This window comes from Pontibacter harenae, from assembly GCF_020907245.1.
Taxonomy (GTDB): domain Bacteria; phylum Bacteroidota; class Bacteroidia; order Cytophagales; family Hymenobacteraceae; genus Pontibacter; species Pontibacter harenae.
Genome location: NZ_JAJJWH010000059.1, coordinates 1 through 19,241, shown reverse-complemented (window position 1 = coordinate 19,241; position 19,241 = coordinate 1). Strand labels below are relative to the sequence as shown.

At 46.3% G+C, this 19,241-nt stretch carries 16 protein-coding genes; 3 read left to right on the top strand and 13 right to left on the bottom strand.

Annotated elements, in window-relative coordinates; translation table 11 throughout:
- Positions 1 to 55: 55 nt before the first annotated feature.
- The 6 genes from LN893_RS18855 to LN893_RS18830 all read right to left on the bottom strand — a co-directional run bounded on the left by LN893_RS18855 (position 56) and on the right by LN893_RS18830 (position 9,608).
- Positions 56 to 304 (bottom strand): hypothetical protein, encoded by a 249-nt coding sequence (locus LN893_RS18855; protein WP_229972812.1) that lies wholly within the window; start codon positions 302 to 304, stop codon positions 56 to 58.
- A gap of 502 nt (positions 305 to 806) precedes the next feature.
- The gene (locus tag LN893_RS18850) at positions 807 to 1,481 is read right to left on the bottom strand and encodes an SMI1/KNR4 family protein (protein WP_229972811.1); all 675 of its coding nucleotides are present in this window, start codon (positions 1,479 to 1,481) and stop codon (positions 807 to 809) included.
- 218 nt (positions 1,482 to 1,699) lie between these two features.
- Positions 1,700 to 3,052, bottom strand: coding sequence for an alkaline phosphatase family protein (locus tag LN893_RS18845; RefSeq protein WP_229972810.1), 1,353 nt, complete (start codon positions 3,050 to 3,052; stop codon positions 1,700 to 1,702).
- Between the two features lie 74 nt (positions 3,053 to 3,126).
- Complete coding sequence (locus tag LN893_RS18840) at positions 3,127 to 6,300, bottom strand: TonB-dependent receptor (RefSeq protein ID WP_229972809.1); 3,174 nt, start codon at positions 6,298 to 6,300, stop codon at positions 3,127 to 3,129.
- Positions 6,301 to 6,511: 211 nt separating this feature from the next.
- Positions 6,512 to 7,492, bottom strand: a complete 981-nt coding sequence (locus tag LN893_RS18835) for an alkaline phosphatase D family protein (protein WP_229972808.1) — start codon at positions 7,490 to 7,492, stop codon at positions 6,512 to 6,514.
- A 970-nt stretch (positions 7,493 to 8,462) separates the two neighbouring features.
- Positions 8,463 to 9,608, bottom strand: coding sequence for a Fic family protein (locus LN893_RS18830; protein WP_229972807.1), 1,146 nt, complete (start codon positions 9,606 to 9,608; stop codon positions 8,463 to 8,465).
- Between the two features lie 262 nt (positions 9,609 to 9,870).
- Between LN893_RS18830 and LN893_RS18825 the strand changes: the two genes are divergently transcribed.
- Positions 9,871 to 10,506: a recombinase family protein gene (locus LN893_RS18825; protein ID WP_229972806.1), complete on the top strand. Its 636-nt coding sequence runs from the start codon at positions 9,871 to 9,873 to the stop codon at positions 10,504 to 10,506.
- 1 nt (position 10,507) lies between these two features.
- Here the strand turns inward: LN893_RS18825 and LN893_RS18820 are convergent, their stop codons facing one another.
- The 4 genes from LN893_RS18820 to LN893_RS18805 form a co-directional block, all read right to left on the bottom strand.
- Complete coding sequence (locus tag LN893_RS18820) at positions 10,508 to 10,849, bottom strand: GIY-YIG nuclease family protein (protein ID WP_229972804.1); 342 nt, start codon at positions 10,847 to 10,849, stop codon at positions 10,508 to 10,510.
- Positions 10,850 to 11,134, bottom strand: a complete 285-nt coding sequence (locus LN893_RS18815) for a hypothetical protein (protein WP_229972802.1) — start codon at positions 11,132 to 11,134, stop codon at positions 10,850 to 10,852.
- Between the two features lie 60 nt (positions 11,135 to 11,194).
- A complete protein-coding gene (locus LN893_RS18810) occupies positions 11,195 to 11,953 on the bottom strand; it encodes a ParA family protein (RefSeq protein WP_229972801.1) in 759 nt (252 codons plus the stop codon).
- A gap of 243 nt (positions 11,954 to 12,196) precedes the next feature.
- On the bottom strand, positions 12,197 to 13,261 hold the full coding sequence (locus tag LN893_RS18805; RefSeq protein WP_229972799.1) for a replication initiation protein: 1,065 nt from the start codon (positions 13,259 to 13,261) through the stop codon (positions 12,197 to 12,199).
- Between the two features lie 827 nt (positions 13,262 to 14,088).
- Between LN893_RS18805 and LN893_RS18800 the strand changes: the two genes are divergently transcribed.
- Both LN893_RS18800 and LN893_RS18795 read left to right on the top strand, forming a co-directional pair.
- Positions 14,089 to 14,943: a hypothetical protein gene (locus tag LN893_RS18800; RefSeq protein ID WP_229972797.1), complete on the top strand. Its 855-nt coding sequence runs from the start codon at positions 14,089 to 14,091 to the stop codon at positions 14,941 to 14,943.
- Positions 14,944 to 15,444: 501 nt separating this feature from the next.
- Entirely contained in the window at positions 15,445 to 16,944 is a 1,500-nt protein-coding gene (locus tag LN893_RS18795; RefSeq protein ID WP_229972795.1) for an acyl-CoA dehydrogenase family protein, read from the top strand.
- 188 nt (positions 16,945 to 17,132) lie between these two features.
- Here LN893_RS18795 and LN893_RS18790 read toward each other — a convergent pair whose 3' ends face one another.
- The 3 genes from LN893_RS18790 to LN893_RS18780 all read right to left on the bottom strand — a co-directional run bounded on the left by LN893_RS18790 (position 17,133) and on the right by LN893_RS18780 (position 19,049).
- On the bottom strand, positions 17,133 to 17,537 hold the full coding sequence (locus tag LN893_RS18790; RefSeq protein WP_229972793.1) for a hypothetical protein: 405 nt from the start codon (positions 17,535 to 17,537) through the stop codon (positions 17,133 to 17,135).
- A gap of 365 nt (positions 17,538 to 17,902) precedes the next feature.
- A complete protein-coding gene (locus LN893_RS18785; protein ID WP_229972791.1) occupies positions 17,903 to 18,199 on the bottom strand; it encodes a hypothetical protein in 297 nt (98 codons plus the stop codon).
- A 355-nt stretch (positions 18,200 to 18,554) separates the two neighbouring features.
- Positions 18,555 to 19,049 (bottom strand): hypothetical protein, encoded by a 495-nt coding sequence (locus LN893_RS18780; RefSeq protein WP_229972789.1) that lies wholly within the window; start codon positions 19,047 to 19,049, stop codon positions 18,555 to 18,557.
- Positions 19,050 to 19,241: the final 192 nt, after the last annotated feature.

Here is a 19,241-nt window from a genome sequence, read left to right as displayed (position 1 = left end):
AAGTTACTCATTTATGGTCAACTTTTTCCAGGACAAGACACCGAGGCCAGACCGTTCAGAAGTCGTAGGCAAAGAAGCTTTCGGCAAAAGCGATCCGTCGCCTCTCCCGTGCTGCCGCGTCCTCATCCTCTAGCCGGAGCTCCTCCTCCTGGTACCATTTCCTTTTTCCCAGGTTGTGCTCCACCAGCACGTTCTGATTCTTGAAGTTCCCTTTCTTGTAGGCCATGAACTTTCCGGTCCCCATTGGGGTGACCAGCGCTGTGCCTGAGGCCAGGGCCGCGAAATTGATTTTTTTTGACGCCATTGGGTTAATCATAAATTGTTAGATGCCGAACACGTGATGCCGACGGCGGGAGAGAGGCGTAGCATGGCCAAGACGCAGCGGCCGCACAAGCGGCGGACAGCCTCGCCGTATCAGGAATAGCTTCGCCCCTGCCTGGGGCGGGCTGCCTTGGAAGCACTGCCCGCACTGCTTACCTGGAGCATGAGGGAGACGTTGCGGAGAACCAGGTCCAGGGAGTAAGAGTGTGTCGCGGCAGCGCCGAGCGCCGAGGCAAGACAGTCCGGCCACTGCGCCGTGCCCCTGCCGGTGAGGGTCGCGGCGGGGCGTTTCTCGGGTGTTCCAAGCGGTTTCTGTTCTCTCATCTGCCTTTGCGTTTCAGGCTGCAAAGTAAGGGAACAGGTGTTAGCTAATTGTTTAGATCATGTTACGGGAAGGTTAAAAAACGAAAAACTGTCAGGTTCAGGGAGAGGGCTCCTGCCAGAACGCAGGGCAACAGCGCGTCTGTGCCGCTATCCTTGGCAGGCTAGCCCTTCCTTAGCCATTCCGCGAACCTGCCGGCGCTTTCCTCCTTCACCCTTGCCTCGTCTGATTCCAGGTCATAGAAGGGCTCCAGCTGCCAGTCATAGCCTCCGGCGAACCCTATGCCTGCGTGGAAGCGCAGAAACTCCCACAGGCTGTTGCCGAGCTTCCTCCCGTGCATGGCGTATTCCCGGCAAGAGAAGTAAACAACCTCGCACGGGCTGCCGCCCACCAGGATGATGTCTCCGTTTGCAGCCTCGGTCAGCGGTACCTTCCCGGCCCACAGCTGCGCCGCCTCCCCTGCGGAGGCGGGGTCATCGCGGCCCATGCTTAGAATCTCCACCCACTCCGCGAGGCTTTCCCGAAGCTTCTTCAACTGGCCCAGGTTCCAGCCGATCTCCCCCGAGAAGTTGTTGCGGAACTCGGCGGGCGTCTCCTCGTCATACTCGTAGCGGAACTCCAGGCGCCTGGCGAACCTGAACAGCTCCTTGCATTCCTCTGGTATGGCTAGGCCCAGTTCCTCCTCGACGCATTGTATCTCCGCCGCTGTGACCGGCCCCTCCAGCACCAGGTCCTGTGTCAGATCCCAGCCCCGCTTATCGATGACCTCCTTCAGCCAGCCTACCTGCCTGAGCACATGCTCGAAAGTCTCTCTACGGTCCTTTGTTTCAGCTTTCATAATTCCACAGTTAAGGTGCGTCAAAAATACCTGTTTAATGCCGGGCGGTAGCCTTGTCCATGTAAAGGTTCCGTTAAGGGCGAGGGTGCCATAGACAGCTCTTGGACTGCCCGCCTTCAAACAGTCATTATCTTAGATTCAACTCTTCCTAGTACATACACACTAAAACTTACACGACGAAAGAGGCCTCTTTCGTCGTGTAAGTTTTAGTGTGTGGTTTACAAGGTACTTTTCGGCTTTCTGGTCAGCAGTCCGGGGTATAGCACACCGTCTGGTGCCTTGAAGGGCAGCCCGAGCAGTTCCGCTACAACTGGCGCTATATCTTCCAGGCCCATCACAGGCAACACTACGCCTTCGCTGAATCCTGCCCCTGAACCGATAAAGCCCGTCTGTATCTCATCAAAATCAGGGAAGAAGCCATGGGTTCCTCCTTTTGCCGGTCTTATTGGATCTCCTTCGACAGCGGCACTCATCGCTACCCCCTCAACAGGGGCCAAGGCCAGTACTGCCGCCGGATCTGCCCCGATCCTGTCCAACTCTGCCCTTTCCACTATCCTGAAAAGCTTCTTTTGGGACTCTGGCAGGCTTGCTAAAATAGCTCTTACCTGGCTTAAGCTTTTTTTGTCAGCTTTGTTCTTCAGCATCAGGAATGCAGCAGCACCAGAGGTATGAAATTTTGCTTTCCAGTCAGCGGAATTGGAGCCGGTAAACCTTTTCCCGGCAAGCCAGACGTTGGGGGCCAAACTTGTGTGAATGTCCACGAAGCCGTGGTCTCCCGTGATGATGATGGCCGTGCTGTCCTTTATTCCCGCTTTCTCGATGGCCTCCATAATGTTCCCAATGGCACGGTCCGCAGTGGCAACCGCCGCACTGACATGCTCCCCATAGCGTCCTTCGCCGTGGGCGGCATGGTCCACGCAGTAAAGGTGAAGCGTCAGCAGGTTTGGCTTGTGTTTCTTGATCAGGTACGCCGCCATTCTGCTGCCATTTTCGTCGGTGCTCATGTAATCACTGTTCAGATCATCAGGCGTTAGCTTACCGGTGGCATTCAACTCGATTTCCTCAAAAAGCCCTGCAGGAGTCGCCTGTTGCCGAATCGGTGCCAGGCGATCTATGCTCTTATCTAAAGACCAAACCTCAGGGATATTGTAGTCGATAGGCGCACCTGCGGATACAGGCCATGAGACAGAGGCGGACTTCAGGCCCGCCTGATGCACCGCGTCCCACAGAGTTTCCGTTTTGATCAGGCTTTCCTCCCAATACCAGCGCCCCGTCTGCCCTTCGGGCTCAAAGGGGGAGTTGTAATAGATACCGTGCTTAGCTGGCATAGCCCCTGTAATGATGGTGGTGTGGGACGGGTAGGTAACACTCGGGAATACCCCCCTTACACCATCCGCATACACTCCGCTACCTGCCAGTTTTCTTAAGTTTGGCGTAGCCCATGAAGCATCCTTGTAAAACTCTGGGCGAAATCCGTCTATGCTGATGATGACAACGTGTTTGGCTGCCTGCCCGAAGCAATTGTATAAGCCTATTACACTTAAAAGAATTGTGATCGTAATGCGCTTCATATGATGCATGGTTAGAAAATTATAGAAGAGTTAGAGCAGAACAGCTCTAACTCTTCTATGCAAAAAACACTGAATTAAAATGAGTACTTCGCTCCTAGCTGGATCTGGTAGGGTGTTCCGTTCTGCTGGGTCACGCCCACGTTCTCGTTCACGCGGTAGCTGTACTGCTGCTTTTCCTGGTCAAATCCCGTCACAAACAGCAGGTTCTGGTTCCGGAGGTTGTAATTCACGCCCCAGTCTTTGTTCAAGAGGTTAGCAAAGTTGTAAACGTCTACACTCATGGTCAGTCCCTGATCCTTGAAGGTTTTGAAGGTCTTAGCCAGGCGGAGGTTGAAGGTTCCTGAAAAAGGGTTGCGCCCTCCGTTGCGGTCAGCTATACCGCCCAGGCTTTCACGTATGTAATCTACTGCCCTGTTATCTGCGTTGCCCAGTACCTTCTCCATCGAGATCTTTACCGATTCCGGCGTATTAGGATCAGACGGATCGAAGACGAAGGCTAAATCATTGTCCGTGCCTGGTCCTCCCACAAAGTCACCGTTGATGTCCGCGTCCACCAGCAGCGAATACCTGGTTCCTCCGAACCCTGTAAACGTTCCGCTTAACACGAACCCCTTCAGGCTTGGCGTAGACCCGAACACGGACACCTTGTGGCGGAAATGATTATCGGAGTAGTACATCTCACTCAGGTCACGGGGGTCGGACTTCACAGGTCTGAAGGTAGAGGTATTGGCCACGTTTCCGTTATAGGACGTGTTGTCCCTTGAGTCATTCAAGGTGTAGCTTAGGTTAAGGTAACCGTCCCTCAGGTAACGTATGTCGGCATCTACAACGACTGCGGCCTGGCGAAGCTCAGCCCCGTTCGTGAACTCCAGCGTACGGCCTACAGCCTGCGTTTTCCTTCCCAGCACATTGTCGGTAATGCCCCTTTCGGTGATGGTGTTGGCGGGTACGAAAACTCCGCGGTTGTCTTCGTTGGCGAGGCGGAAGTATGGCTCCTCCACTAAATTGCGGTCAAGGTACACATAATTGTTCCAGGTTTTGGAGTAGAGCAGGTTCACCCCCAAACGCAGCCAGTTACCGATGATCTTATTGTAGTTCAGGTTTGCCTTGAAGATAGAAGGCATCTGCAAATCAGCATCGTTGAGGTTGATGGTGGACACCGTCGGTATCCCGGCTATAAGCCCCGGCACAGTGTTAGGATCCTGCCGGTACGAAGGGAAATCAGGCCTTGGCACCAGGTTCACTCCGCTTGCTGGGCGCGTCACGTCTACGGCTGCCACCATGGTGCCGCTGTTCTGAATGTTGTTTACCTGCGCGTAAGTGATGGGGTTGGCCGAGAACATACCGGCCCCGAACTTCAGCACATCGGTTCTCTTGCCCGCCACATCCCAGGAAAGCTGTACCCGAGGCTGAATATTATTCCAGTCTGTCGGATTGTTGTCTGTGCGCAAACCCAATGCCTCGTCTACCACAGGGTTGTACTCCCCTGCCTCCAGGTAGCTAGTCACATCCCAGCGCAGACCGAAGGTCGCCTCCACGTTTGGCAGCGGCTCGTACTGCACCTGCCCGAAGAGCGAGCCGTTCAGCACCCACTGCTGCACTGAGGGCACCCCTTGCAGCGGCACCTCGCGTGCGTAACGGGATGGGTCCAGGTTTGCAAAATCCTCCAGGCTGTTAAAGATAAAGCGCCCGTTCTGCTCGCTGGAGATATACGTATCCAAATAAGTCAGTGTGTTATCAGTTCCGAAGGTGAAGTTGTACTTCCCCTTGGTCAGATAGGTCGTGTTCACCAGTTGTAGCTGGTCTTCCAGGTTGTCTTCCGGCAGGTAACGCTGGCCGCCCAGCTGTACCTGTGTGTTACCCAGCGTGCCGTTCGGCAGCTGCGAGCGCACCGTTACAATGGCACGCGGTATGTTAGCGGATGGCAGCTCCTTATTCGGCACGTAGTTTCGGGTGGCCCGCTGGTACTGCACCTTAAGCTCGTTGAGCAACGTTGGCCTGAACTGTGTCCTCAGGGAGAGCAAAGTGCTGTTTTCCCTTGATTTGAAATCACCGTAGACCTCAAAGAGGTTGATAGGCGAGTTGTCGCTGACGCTGTATGGGTTGTTCCAGTCGCTGTAATTGTTGCGGAGCGTCAACTGATTCCGGCTGTTGATTCGCCAGTCCAGCCTTGCGAAGAACGTGTTGGCCCGGGTTTGCCTTTCGAACTCCCCCACCTGTGGGTTATTGCTAAGGCCGTATTTCTCACGCCCGATCGTAATAAGCGTATCCAATGCGCCTCTGCTGATGCGCAAAGCGTTTTCGTCTGCGGCTTCTCTGATGTCAGCGATAAAAAAAGGCATGGTTTCGTCCTGCCGGTCAAGCGCCGTGAAGAAGTGCAGCTTGTCTTTGATGATGGGGCCGCCCAAACTAAAGCCGTACTGGTTTGTGGTAAAATTCTGCTCCCGTTCGTTTCCCCGTATATCATAGGGGCTGGAGAGAAAGTCAGAGCGGTAATAGTCAAACACTGAGCCAGTGAACTTGTTTGTGCCTGACTTTGTCACCGCACTTATGGTTCCGCCACCCTGCCTTCCGTAGGTCACGTCATATACGTTTGTCACTACCTCAAACTCCCGAATGGCCTCCATGGAAAGGGAGTAGGGGCCTCTTGCCAGGTCGCCTGAGGTCAGGTTATTCCTTGCACTTACACCGTCTATCAGGTAGTTGGTGGAGGAGGCACGCTGGCCGCTTATGCTGCCGCCGTTTACTGTCGGGGCCAGAGAGGCGAGGTTGGTGAAGTTACGGTCCATTGTCGGAAGCTTCTCTATATCCTGTGCCCTGATGAAAGTGCTTCCTCCGGCGCGGTCGATGCGGCTACTTAGGGAGTTAGTGGTCACGACAATCTCCTCCAGGCCTGTGGCTGCCTGTCGCATGACAAAGTCGATCACGAGCTGGTCTCCCAGGTTTAGTGCGAAATTGTTCTGGATCTGAGTGGAGTGCCCAATATAGGAGGCTTTGACTTCATAGGGTTTTCCCAACGGCAGCTGCTTAAAAGAGTAGCTGCCTTCACTGTTAGAGACTGTAGCGATCTGAAACCCTGTAGATTCATTGCGCACCAGTAGAGTTACCCCCGGTAACGCGAGACCTTGTTCATCGGTTACTTTTCCAACGATGGAAGCGCCTGTTACCTGAGCCCAGGCATCCTGCCCGACGGCAAACAGCATCAGAAAAGCCAGACTAAAGAACGCGTAGTAAAATTGCTTTATCATGTAATAGGGAATATGGTTAGGGCGTAAAGCTACTCTCGCCATATTACGGCAGTGATAAGTCAGCATTATAGTTACATCAAGTAACCTTCCCTGGTATTACCGCACTGTTAAGCCTATACATATTATCATCTGCTACAGCTTCGCCACAATAAATAGAGGCCGCCCCATTTCGGAGACAGCCTCTATCCTGATAACCAAACTATGATTTCCTTTATTTCGACAGCATTATTTGTTCTGTATGCAACGGTTTCCCATCTTCTCCTTTCAGTTCCACCTCCACGGAGAAGGTATTTGCTTTCTCCTGGAAAGTGAAGACACCGAAATGCTTCTGGTTCACCAGCGGACCTATACGGTAGGGGTTGTATTCACTGGTGTTATTGGTGGAGGAGTGTGTCAGCCCGCTGGAGGTTATCTCATAAACTGGATAACCCAATCCCTCCACTTCCATTTTGGAGAACTCCCCGATATGCCGGTCCCCGCTGACGAGCATCGCGCCTTTCGGCTTTGTTTTGGCAAGTAAATCGAACAGGCGCTTGCGGGCTGCCGGAAAGTTTGCCCATTTTTCATAGGGGTGCTGGTCGGGGATAAATTGTATGCCGGAGCCGATGATATGTGCATCCGCTTTACTCTCTTTCAGCTGCTTCTCCAGCCACTTCCACTGTGCTTCTCCCAGAATATCACCTTGCGTGTTAGGGATATAGGCTTTTACGCTGTCTTTCTGTAAACCATCCTGATGATAGCGCACATCGAGAAGTATCACCTTTACTGTTTTGTTCTTCAGTTTATAGTCGTAGGCAGCATATATTCCTTCCTGCTTTCTGCGGGGGCTGTTTGCCGGCTCTTTTAAAAAGTCCAGTGCAAGCTGCTGGCTTTCTCTTTTGTGCGGGTATTCCTTACCCGCATCGTTTCGCCCGTAGTCATGATCATCCCAGGTTCCGATAACAGGTACCTCCGCAGTCAGCTTCCTATATCCTTCCTGATTTGCCTGTGTCTCATACTTCGCCTTCAGCACCGACATGTCATCCGAGTCGCCGTAGATGTTGTCTCCGAGCCATATCCAGAGATCAGGCTGCTCTTTGGATATAGCCTTCCACATGGGTTGTGGCAGGTTTTGCCTGTTGCACGAGCCAAAGGCCATGACGAACTCCTCCCGTGTCTGGGCTACGGCTGTTCCCAAACTTAATATTAGCATTAAACTGAATAAGTACTTTATCATCTTACAACTTCTCTAAAGTTCAAGACAAATGTCAGCAACTAAGGTGAGGTGCGTGTTATGCCACTGTAATGTTTACATTATCTTTTCTTAGAGAAAGAATTTGTATGTTGGTCTTATTCTAATGCCAGAAGCTAGATATAATAAGTTGTTCTCGACATTTGTTGTACTTATGGTTGTTCGTTTTTGGTTAATGGGATGCTTTAATGCCTATAAGTGTCTGCCGCCGAAAGAAAGCAGATTACTAACAAGAAGGCATACAGACACCCATACTAACGTATAAAAGATGTAGAACACCCTATATCTAATTTTGCAGTCTTCACGGCTTAAAGAAAATGACTGTAGTTTTTAAGTCTTATAATTTCACTTATGTAAAAGAGAGGAAGGCCGTGCAGGTACCTGCACGGCCGTTTCCCCGCCTGCTGCCGAAGCAGCTGAGGCCTGATCCGTGAATTGTATTTTGGTTGCAACGGGTTGAAGCCAGGCAGGTGAACCTGGTAGGAACCGTTGAACTGCGCGAGCAAAGTGCTCTGTGTCTTAAAATTTGCGGAAGGTGCCTTGAAGGAGGAGTGTTGAGAAGAGATTGCACTTAGCACAACGGTTGCAACCCGTTTGCACTTGGTTTGCAACAAGAGGCAGCAGCATACTCGTTACTTGCCTTATATGGGACGGTGTTCCCCCTCTGCAGAATAGCTCTTTCCCCAGAGCTTTAGTGGTTAGACCTTGAGGGCGGTTGCAACAGGTTTGGTTTTCGGTTGCAACCTGAATTCAGGTAATAACAGGCGCCCCGTGAACAGATTTTTCCCTTCCTCTCCCCTATCTCACCACAAGAGCGGTAGAAGGTGAATTCAGCAGCCAATTTATCGGGCCATAACACATTTTATATAAAACAGCATCCTTTGCCCGTAGATGTATTTACTGAATATAAAGTCCTTTATAGGTCACTCCTTTAGGAGTAAAACTTGTCTGAACTTCCTCTTTCCCCTGTTCTTTCACAGATAAGTTCATAACTTGTACTCCTACCTCCACCTTCTTCTTTTCGGAGAATCCCCTTCCAGATTAGATCCTGTATATCTCGTCCGGCAGTATCCTGTGAACATTTGGCTATCTTGGCCCACTTGGAGGAAGTGAGCTTACCCACAAAGTCTTCCTGCAGCTTGCTGATGAGCAGCCGTTGCCGCTCGTTGAGGGGTGTTGAGGCGTGTAGATCCCAAAAGCGAACCTTCTGTAACACAGACTCTAATTTATCGTCCGCAGTACTTAAGGCGCTCTGCAGGCAGGAAAGAAACCACTCCAGCCACTGGGTTATATCAAGCGTTCCTTTCTGCGTTTTCTCCAGAGTAGCATAGTAGGTATTTCGCTCCTGCCTTATTTGTGCTGACATGCTGTAATAACGTTGTCCACCCTTGTCAGCACGTGCCAGTTGCATGTCCGCAATAGCCCGCGCCACACGTCCGTTTCCATCGTCAAAGGGATGTATGGTTACAAACCACAGGTGAGCGATACCAGCCTTAAGAACTGGGTCCAATTCTGTTTCACTGTTAAACCAGTTCAGAAACTTATTCATCTCATCCTCCAGCAGGGGTGCATCAGGTGCCTGGTAATGAACCTTCTCCCGCCCAAGTGGACCAGATACTACCTGCATTGGCCCTTTCTCATTATCTCTCCAGGCACCAGTGATGATTTTGTACATGCCACTTCTTCCCGTTGGGAAAAGAGAAGCTTGCCAGGCAAACAAGCGCTCCCTAGTAAGTGGTTCTTGGTAGTTCTGAGTTGCATCCAGCATCATCTCCACTACTCCCTCCACGTTTCTATCTGATGGTATGAGTCCAGCTATATCCATTCCGAGGCGTCTGGCTATAGAAGACCGCACCTGCTCCGGATCCAGTAGTTCTCCCTCAATTTCAGTGGACTTTAATACATCCTGTGTGAGGGTCTGCAATATGGTTTCTGACCTGACAGAGAAGCCAAGTGCCTCCATGCGTCCAATCATACGGCCCTGTACATACCGTACCTCACCCAGTAGATTGGAGAGGTGTCCTATATCCCAGGTAAAATGAGGCCAGTTAGGGTGTTGATGTATGTAGAAGCTCATGATAGTCACTATATGCGGTAAATATACCCTTTATTCTCCGCATATATGCGGAGAATAAAGAAAGTAATCTCCGCAGTTTAACATAACGATACTTATCGGTTGACCAGGTGTCAAATCTCCATATGTAACTTCTTATACCATTAGATAAAGGCACAGGACAAGCTATTTATAAATAGGAGCCAATCCCTAGCTTAATTATCAATAGCGACGTATAAAGCGCCAAAACCCTTATACTCGCCATATTAAAACTGTAATTGAAGGCATGAGTAAAGTAGCTATCCTTACCTATACGTCAACTCATCATGGGCAGAACCACGACAGACAAGCAGTGGAACTGGCTAGCTATGCAGCGGATAAAGGCTATCAGGTTATAGAGGTAATCGAGAGAACACTTTCAGGGCTGAGGGACAACACATTCAAAGCGGGCACGCAACGTTTATTGGAGCTGGCAGCAACAAATAGGGTGAACAAGATCTTGCTGAAAAGGAACATTGCTCTACTGGGTAATAATGCTGCTCAGGCCCTGAGCGTTCTCAACGAACTACACAGGCTAGGGGTGAGTGTGGTATTGACAGATTTTGATTCTGAGGAAAGCCTCACTCTAGATAGGAAATTAAGCACCATCGGCCAAACTATCATAACGGCTCTGTCTACTACAATTGCTTGGAAGGCCGAGCACAAGCAATTTATCAAAGCAGGTTTGGCAGAGGCAAAGTTGAGGGGAAAGCAGGTAGGCAGGCCAGCAGGCACAACGAAAGACGCCACTGAAATACTAAAGAAGTACCCTAAAGTTCTCAAGCGCCTAAAGAAGGGGGTTAGCGTAAGGCACACGGCAAGGATATGCGGTGTTAGTGTATCGACTGTTCAAAAGGTAAAGAAGCTCCTAGAGGCGGATTAAGTCAGTAAGATAAGTCATTCCTAAACAGCTCCAACTGATCTGGCTGGCAGTAGCGACTGTTGAACTTTGGTTTGAGCATTTGGATGTAGTGCTTCTCGAACCTAAGTACTTCTTCCTTATCCTGGTGCTCCTGGAGGTAGATAAGTGCATCATCGGAGCACTTATCTTTATGCTTAATGATGCGCCAGAAGATGTTACTGGTTTCTCCTACATACACGCAGATGTTAGCTCCAAATATCAGGTACAGGAAGTAAGAGCCATTATTCTTAACGTACCGAAGACTTCTATAATTAGCTAGAACTTCCCTCCTACTGTACCGTTGGAACCCGCTTAACTGCAACATTTATTTCTTAATGTATGCTTTATTTTTAAAGTAATCCATCAATATATGCTCAACAAAGTCAGATTTACTCCTGTACATTTCATGAAGAGTACCTTTGTCTATATAGTCTTCTAAAACTTCATTAACAAAAAAGGTAATTCGCTTCCTGTTAGAGACTTTCTTGTATTTTGATGGTGCTGCTACTGATTCATGATGGGTATTTTCATTGGGCGTTGGCTTAGAGACTTTGTTGCCATGTAATTTCCCTAACACATTTTCGAAACTCTTGTTATCCTTATTACCCATATTTAAAGTATATTATTAATAATAAATAAAGTTAATAAATTATTAATAGTAATAACATTATTAACTATTAATAATTTCTAAAGCTAACGATTTATAATCTCTAGCACCGTTTGACTCGGGTGCATAAGTATATACATCCTGGTTCATTACTATACATTCATGTAAAGCAACATTAGTTCGTATAGCTGTTTTTAATACCTTATCTCCCAACTGCTCCTGTGCCTCTTTGACAATAGTCTTTCCTAATATAGTTTGAGCATTTTTAGAATGATTAGTGAAGAACAGTCCACCAAGTTTTAGACTTGGATTTAGATCTTCCTCAACTATGATATCAATTGTTTCTAACATTTTATTCAGCCCATTCCATGCAAATGGCTCTGCTGCCATTGGTATATAAACTTTATCTGATGCTATCAATGCATTAACAGTATAAATACCCAGAGATGGAGGGCAGTCTATTAGAATAAAATCATACTTATCTTTAGTCTTCTTTAGCAGAGAACGTAATTTCACAGCCCCTGCAACAGAGTGAGCGACTTCGCTTTCTCTTGAGATGAGCGAGTGTCCAGAGTATGCAATATCAACACCGTTAACCTCTCGAATTATATCAGTGATTTTACAATTATCGAGAAACGCATCAGATATATTAAGATCTTCTTTGGGAGATATGCCAACGGCCATTGTTAAATTAGCTTGCGCGTCTAAATCAATAAGTAATACTTTTTTACCCATCTCTTTGAAAGCATAACCTAAACTTTGGGTACTAGTTGTTTTAGCTACTCCGCCTTTTGCATTTACAATTGAAAGAACTACTGACATTTTCTATATTATTAACTATTAATAAAGTATTAACTATATGAACAATTGTAATTATATTAAAATTATTAAATATTAACAACTTGCCAACATTATTAACTTTAATAACATTATTAACTATGCTAAAACACTTATTTTGCGACAAATAAGCAAGTTGATCATTGCAATAGGAGGAAAGCAGGGAGGCAACTCTTTACTAACTTTATTAAAAGTTAATAAAGTTAGTAAAGAGTTATTTTAATCTAGTTACTTGTTCTTTTGAATCTTGTTATCTAAATGTTTAGCAAACCATTCGGATTCTGAAGTAAAGTTCAAAGTACCTTTATTAGTAGAGAACCAGTTGTTTGCCTTTGTTATTGTCAAAGGAGTCAAGTGTTTTAGATACTTATCTACCTGATCTGGAGAGAATTTATATTTCTCTTTCATTATCCTAATAGCATTCATAGTTATTTTATCAGTGTTTGCCCCAGGAACAAACGGGAACAAGCTTTGCTGCTCCACATAAGGCTTTCGTTCTGCAACTTTCTCTGGTGTGATATCAATGGTTTTGACAAGAGTAAAAGTGATTGTGTCTACATTTCTACCTTTCTTATTTATTTGATAATTAAAAGCCATGTCTGTGGCTTTTAATTCTTCTTTTGCAGTTTCTAATATTCGTCTCCTAAACTCAGCAAACAATGGATACTTCACGACTTTTATATTATCACCCTCAGGTCTACCTTGTTTCTTTCGCTCTTCATCGTCCAACTCAATATCAAGCCCTAGCATCAGCCTTAGCTTTTGATAACTAATTGGTGTAGGCTTTTCTTTGTACAAGCCCTGCTTAATAAACATATATATTCTGTATGCTTGTATCGTTTTTAGATTCAAAAGTTGCTCCAGCTCAGCTTGAGTATAATTTCCTTTCAAATCCAGAAGATAGGGTGCAAGGTCACTATTTATCTTCGTAATTATATATTTACTATCTTCTGTGTATCTAACTGTAGGAAAAATAACCATGCTATCAAACATCCTCTGCACTTTACCATTTTTGCCAGTTGATACTTGTTCGATTTTAAGTTTAATTTCCTGCAGATCAGCAGCTAGCTTTGCAACCTGCTTATAATTTTTTCCACCCTTTGAGGCATGAAGTGCATCAATTGGAACCTTCACATGACTTAGTTCTTTGTCATCTTTATGAATGTGTCCTAACGCATAAATGAATGCACGTAGTTGAACAGTAGGAATATCAAAATAACTGTTAATAAGGTTATTGTGCTGTGTTACAATCTTATTAGGCTGCCTAACGGGTATATTCGAACTCTCACTCATAAGTCATAAATCTAAAGTATGCTAATATATGTACTTTAAATATAAGTTGTACACATATCCGCATACTTTGTGAGAAAATGGGATTCTGTACACATAATGGGAAAATGTACACATGTAGATGGGATTTTGTACAGGTAATGGTGGGAAAATGTACACATGTAGATGGGATTTTGTACAGGTAATGGTGGGAAAATGTACACAATTGAAGAAGCTTTAGTCTGGTAATCAGGGTTTTATCCTGTCCTAATAAGGAATATAAAAAGTAATAAAAATAAAAAAAATAAAGTTTTACTAACATAAATTATATTATTTTAATTTTTATTATGAATAAATAGCTTAAAATAAAGTTATTTTTAATGTCACCTCTCATATTTCATTGAAGTTAGAAGGAATACAGGATGAGAGAAACTCTAACCATTAGAATTAATAAGATAAATCATTCAAAATGGGATTCTGTACATGTGTTGAGTTAATCACATGATTAACTCAACACATGTAAGTGTATTTGTTTGATTTTAAGCTATTTATAAAATGATGTATAGAGGCTTTGACCACTAAAAAGTGTGATCTTTTAATCATATGATTGAATGAACACACTGTAGGAGATAAGGTAAATGTTCAACAATGGTGACAGTAGCCATAATTAGTATTTCTACCGATTTAAACAACTTCAACTCCTTTCAAAAGCTTGTTTAACATAATAGGTGTTATAGACCTCACGGCACGCGTAGCAACTACGCTTGCTGCCCTAGGTACTACCTCTTGCCCCCTGTCCGGGACAGATAAAATCTGTAACTTAGCCGGATCACTAACCAAACCCCATACATATGAAAAAAACATATTTGCTACTGGCCTCCTCGCTCATGCTATCCTTTACAGCCTGTAACTCTAATGAGCAAAGCCAGGAAGGCGCAGGTCAGGACTCCACGGCGATGCAGGATTCTGCCGCTGCGGTAAACGATGCCCCCACACCGGCAGGGGAGGTGATGAGCAAGGACGGTCTGAGAGTGTATGCTTTTGACGACTCCCCCAAGTTTCCGGATGCAGCCTTGAAATTGAAGGAGCCTGCGGCGGGCGGCACGGTAGAGCCGGGGCCGGTGAACTTTGTGTATGAGCTGGAAAACTACCAGCTCACGCAGATGACAGAGTCTTCCCATGCCGCGCATATGGCCAACTCGCACCAGGGGCAGCACATACACAACATCGTGGACAACGAGCCTTACACAGCCCATTACGAAACAGAGTTCACAAAAGAGCTGGAGGCCGGTGACCATGTGATTCTCTCGTTTCTGTCCCGCTCTTACCACGAGAGCCTCAAGCACGAGGACGCCTATGACCTGCGCGTGGTGACGGCAGGAAAACCAGCACAAAAGGCAGACTTTGACGAGAATGCGCCGCACATGTTCTACAGCCGCCCGAAAGGGGAGTATACCGGCGATGAGACCAAGCGCATCATGCTGGATTTTTACCTGGTGAACACAGAGCTCTCCCCTGAGGGTAACAAGGTAAGGGCCACCGTCAACGGCTCGGAGTTTATGCTGGAGAGGTGGCTGCCCTATGCGATTGAAGGACTGCCGATGGGGGAGAACACGATAAAGCTTGAGCTGCTGGATCAGGATGGTAAAGTGCTGCCCGGCCCATATAACAGCGTAGAGCGGACCATTACCCTGAAAGACAGCTAAGCAAGGCATAGTTAGTTTTAATTCGTAGATGCCCGCCTCCTGTGCAGGGGGCGGGCATCTACGTTAAAGCCGTTTTCCCTGACCCGGTGTTTCCCATAGTGATGCAACCGGCTGCATGGTGAAAGCGGGTACAGCCAGCACAGAGCTATAGCCGAAGGCTGAAGACAGGCATACCTCTCACCTGCGTCCTTATTAGAATATCCCTGTGATTGGCCTTAAGCGGCATAATGCCGGCTGTGGCATTTCCTTACTGAAGCTGGAACCAAGAGTGCCGCGGGCAGTTAATCTTCAGGTGTTCCCTGCCTTTAGTTCAAGGGCCCAGGCTAAGGCAGGGAATAGTGTCCCTGGGGTAGTATAGTTGATTATAATCTTTTAACTTGTAGGCGAGAATACCTTGGGGCTTATTCTACCAATGCAATTCATTTTGTACACCTGGAGGCAAAGAGCCGTCAATATTTGCCGGGCTGGTCGCTTTCCTTATAGATACTCCGGATAACCTATATGCAGTTAGCAAAGACGAATTACACTGACTTTATAAAAGACTTCGAGAATACACTCAAGCACTTATTCCAAGAGCAGGGAATCACCAATAGCCTGAATGTCGAGAGAGGCATACCTCCAGCCGTGATGGGTGAGATTATGTCTAAGGCTCCCTTGTCTGTCTCGGTCCCAGAGGAGTACGGAGGGCGTGGATGTGTGGTGAAGGAATGTCTGGGGGTATTGGCAGCAGCCTCTTACCAGTCGCTCCCTCTTTCCTTGATTTTCGGGATTAACATAGCGCTGTTTTTAGAGCCTGTTGCCAAGTATGCGGATGAAACAGTTAAAAAAGCGATTTTTGACCGTTTTCTTCACAACAGGAACATGGGTGGCCTTATGATCACCGAGCCTGACTACGGAAGTGACGCCCTGAACATGAAAACCTCCTACAGGCAATATAATGGCGGCTACAACATAAAGGGAACCAAGCATTGGCAGGGCCTGACGGGCCTGGCGGACTATTGGCTGATTGCGTGCAGGAAGGAAATCAGCGAAGGAGAGCTGAGCAGGGACATTGACTTCTTTATATGCGACGTGACCAAGGAGGAGCAACAGGTAGTAGTGGAGGAGTACTACGATAATCTGGGACTCTACCTGATACCCTATGGGCTGAACAAACTGGATATGCAAATTCCTGCCACAATGAAGCTGCAGCCGGAAACGACAGGTATCAAGATGATGCTGGATATCCTGCACAGAAGCAGGATGCAGTTCCCGGGCATGGGAATGGGGTTTATTCACCGGATGCTGGATGAGGCAATAGCCCATTGTGACAGTAGAATAGTCGGGGGCGACAGACTGTTAGCCATGGACCAGGTGCAGTTTCAACTATCCAGAATACAGGCTGCCTATACCATATGCTCTGCCATGTGTGCCAGAAGCAGTGAGATAAGCGGCATTGCCTATAACCTGGCTTCCGAAAGTTTAGAAGCCAACAGCATGAAAGCCGTCGTGACGGATTTAATGCAGGAGTCAGCGCAGATACTTGTTCAGCTATCGGGTGCTAACGGCTACAGGGTAAGCCACATCGGCGGTCGCGGCATCATAGACAGCAGGCCCTTTCAGATATTTGAGGGATCAAACGAAATGCTCTATACGCAGATAGCTGATACGGTTATCCGGCTGATGAAAAAGCAAAAGCAAGTACATCTGTTTGATTTCCTTAAAGGCTTCAAGCTAACATCGGAGGCTTGCACGCACTTTCAGGCGGAGCTGAGCTTCACCATCAATGAGGCTCTTTCACAACGCAAGCTGGTGGATCTGGGCAAGATACTCGGGCGGGTTGTTGCGGTGGGCTATGTACTGGGGCTTATGGAAAAGGGCTTCAGAAAAGACCTGGTTGATAACTGCATTGTCTCAGTTAAACAGGAAGTGTCTGCATTGGTTTCCTCCTATAAGTTTGATAACCGTGTAAAGGTTGTCACTGATTTTTCAGAAAACAGTTCCTGGCTGCAGTTTGTCTGATTCACCCAAATAAAGAGACACAAGATAAGAGGAAGGGCTTCTCCGTTTTCGGTAACCTGAGCTCAAGCCTGTAATCCTGTTAAAGGTGAGCTTGATGCGCTTTCGGTAATTTGGCTTATGAGAAAGGTCATGTGCAGCTTTCTCATAAGCACCTTTATGTTAAATGAAAGCCCTAATTAGCTGGTTTTTTACTTCAGTTCTTCTAATCTATCTACCATTTCAAATAGGTAAATTAGCATCTTATATCTCTCAATCTGTTGCTTAAGATGGGACACTTGTATGCTTAATGAGAAGGTCAAAAGGAAAAATAAAGCTCCATTTTGCCAAGCAAACAATTCAAAAAAGGCATAATATTCAAATAGTTGAGCAAGACATGCAATAGCGAAAAGTCCTCCCATAACTATTGTAAAGGGAAGCATGATTTTATACTTAGTAGAGGCAGCCTTTAACTTCTTTTTAAAAACAGCTTTTGTTTTGTCTTCAGATGGACTAAAGCTGCTTTTTCTTCCTTTTGAAATGATTCCTTCAATTTTTTCTAGTATATCCTGCTTCAATGCAACTACACTTCCTAATGAGCTTGATCTTATTTCCATTTTACTTTGTTTTTGAATTCTCGAATATAGAATAGATTTCGGTTATTAAAAAGCGGTGCCTCATCTTTTCCGCCCCCCCTCCAGAGTACCAAAACCGCACCCCCCAAATGCAGCGATTCCCGGCACATTCTCCCATAACTGCTTTTATGTTCAGCAGATAGTCATTCCAGATACAGTGCAAGCAAAATTGCTGTTTGTTGTTCCCGAAATTCGAGCGTTAAATGAGACAAATGCGAAAGGGGGGTAACGTCTGGGCTATGGTGCGTTTATGCACTATAGGTCTTGTTATGCTTTATTGTTCTCTTCTATTAATGTTATACCAGCCTTATCCAAAACTGAAATCATGATGTTATGTGCTATTGGTTTCATAAGATTTGATTTAACTGACTTTCTGTTGTAAAGCAGTCAAAACAAACGAAGACATGTATAGCACAACAATCTGCTAAATCGTAATCATCACCAATTGAATCAATTTGAGCGTAGAAAGACATTATTTCTCCACAATTTTTACAGGTTGGGTATTCCTCCATACTTAATCTGTTTGGTTTTCCCCCAAGTTTATGACGTGTCCCAGCTTCATCATTCCATTGGTAACCGACTGCTTTTTTTGCTTCATCAGTCTCTGGAACAGGCACTAATTTTATTTCTGGAATTTCTTTCATAATCATCAATTGAGCATAACTACTAGATATGCGTAAACCTACGCTTATCTGCACTATGTACGGAACAGCTCAAGGCTGACTTTCCTGCATTTTAAGTGCATTTGCGCATGTGGAAATGATCAGATCCATATTTCAATATAGCAAATATCTAGGAACTTCACCACCCCTGGCAGCCTTTCAGGGGCAACTGATCTATAAAGCAGCACTGCACCGTTACTATGGGATGTCGTCTCTTGCGCTTTTCCCGAAATTCGAGGTTTTTTTGATACAAATGTGAAAGGTGGTAACGTACTCGTGCAGCCGAAGCCCGAAGCGGAGCAAGGGTTAAGGCTGAACTTTGTTGGCAGCAGGCAATTTAGGCCATATCTTTTTTCAATTCCTGCTTTTTTATCTGCCTACCGAACCAAAGTCCTACTATTATTACGGGAACAATTCCAAAGATTACAATCCAATACATTGGTTTGAAGTAATAGTCATAGAAAGGATTACCAAACTTCCCAATGTTGTCGACTCCTTCTTGGATGAAACCAACAGAACTGCCAATCAATGTACCTGATATTAGAATTATAAGTCCGTACTTAATCCCAGTCCAAAGTTCATTTCTCTTTTTTACTAAGATGTCTATTGCTGCAAGTTGTCCGAAGAAGTAAGCCATAGCCAATAACCCAAATGCCCCCACTAACAGATGAAATGCAAATTCAACATCAGCTATCCATAAAATCGCCTTAACCAGTTTCATACCCCAACTATAAAGTAGTCCACCAAAGATTACATAGGCTATAAGCAATCCAATTAGTGCCGACTTTATTGCGAGTCGCTTTCCTATTTGTCTTGCTGTATTTCTGTCCACGTTATGAAATCTTAATTTATGCTTACTGCCAACTTGTATATAAACGTAGTCTATTACGTTTAGCCGCCAACCGTTTGTCAGCTAAACGTAACTGGACTAACGAATATACTATATAGTAAGCTCACAATAAATCAATCCTCCGCTAAAATTTCTGTCTCATAAAACCCCCGTTTTACGAGACTGCACCGACGC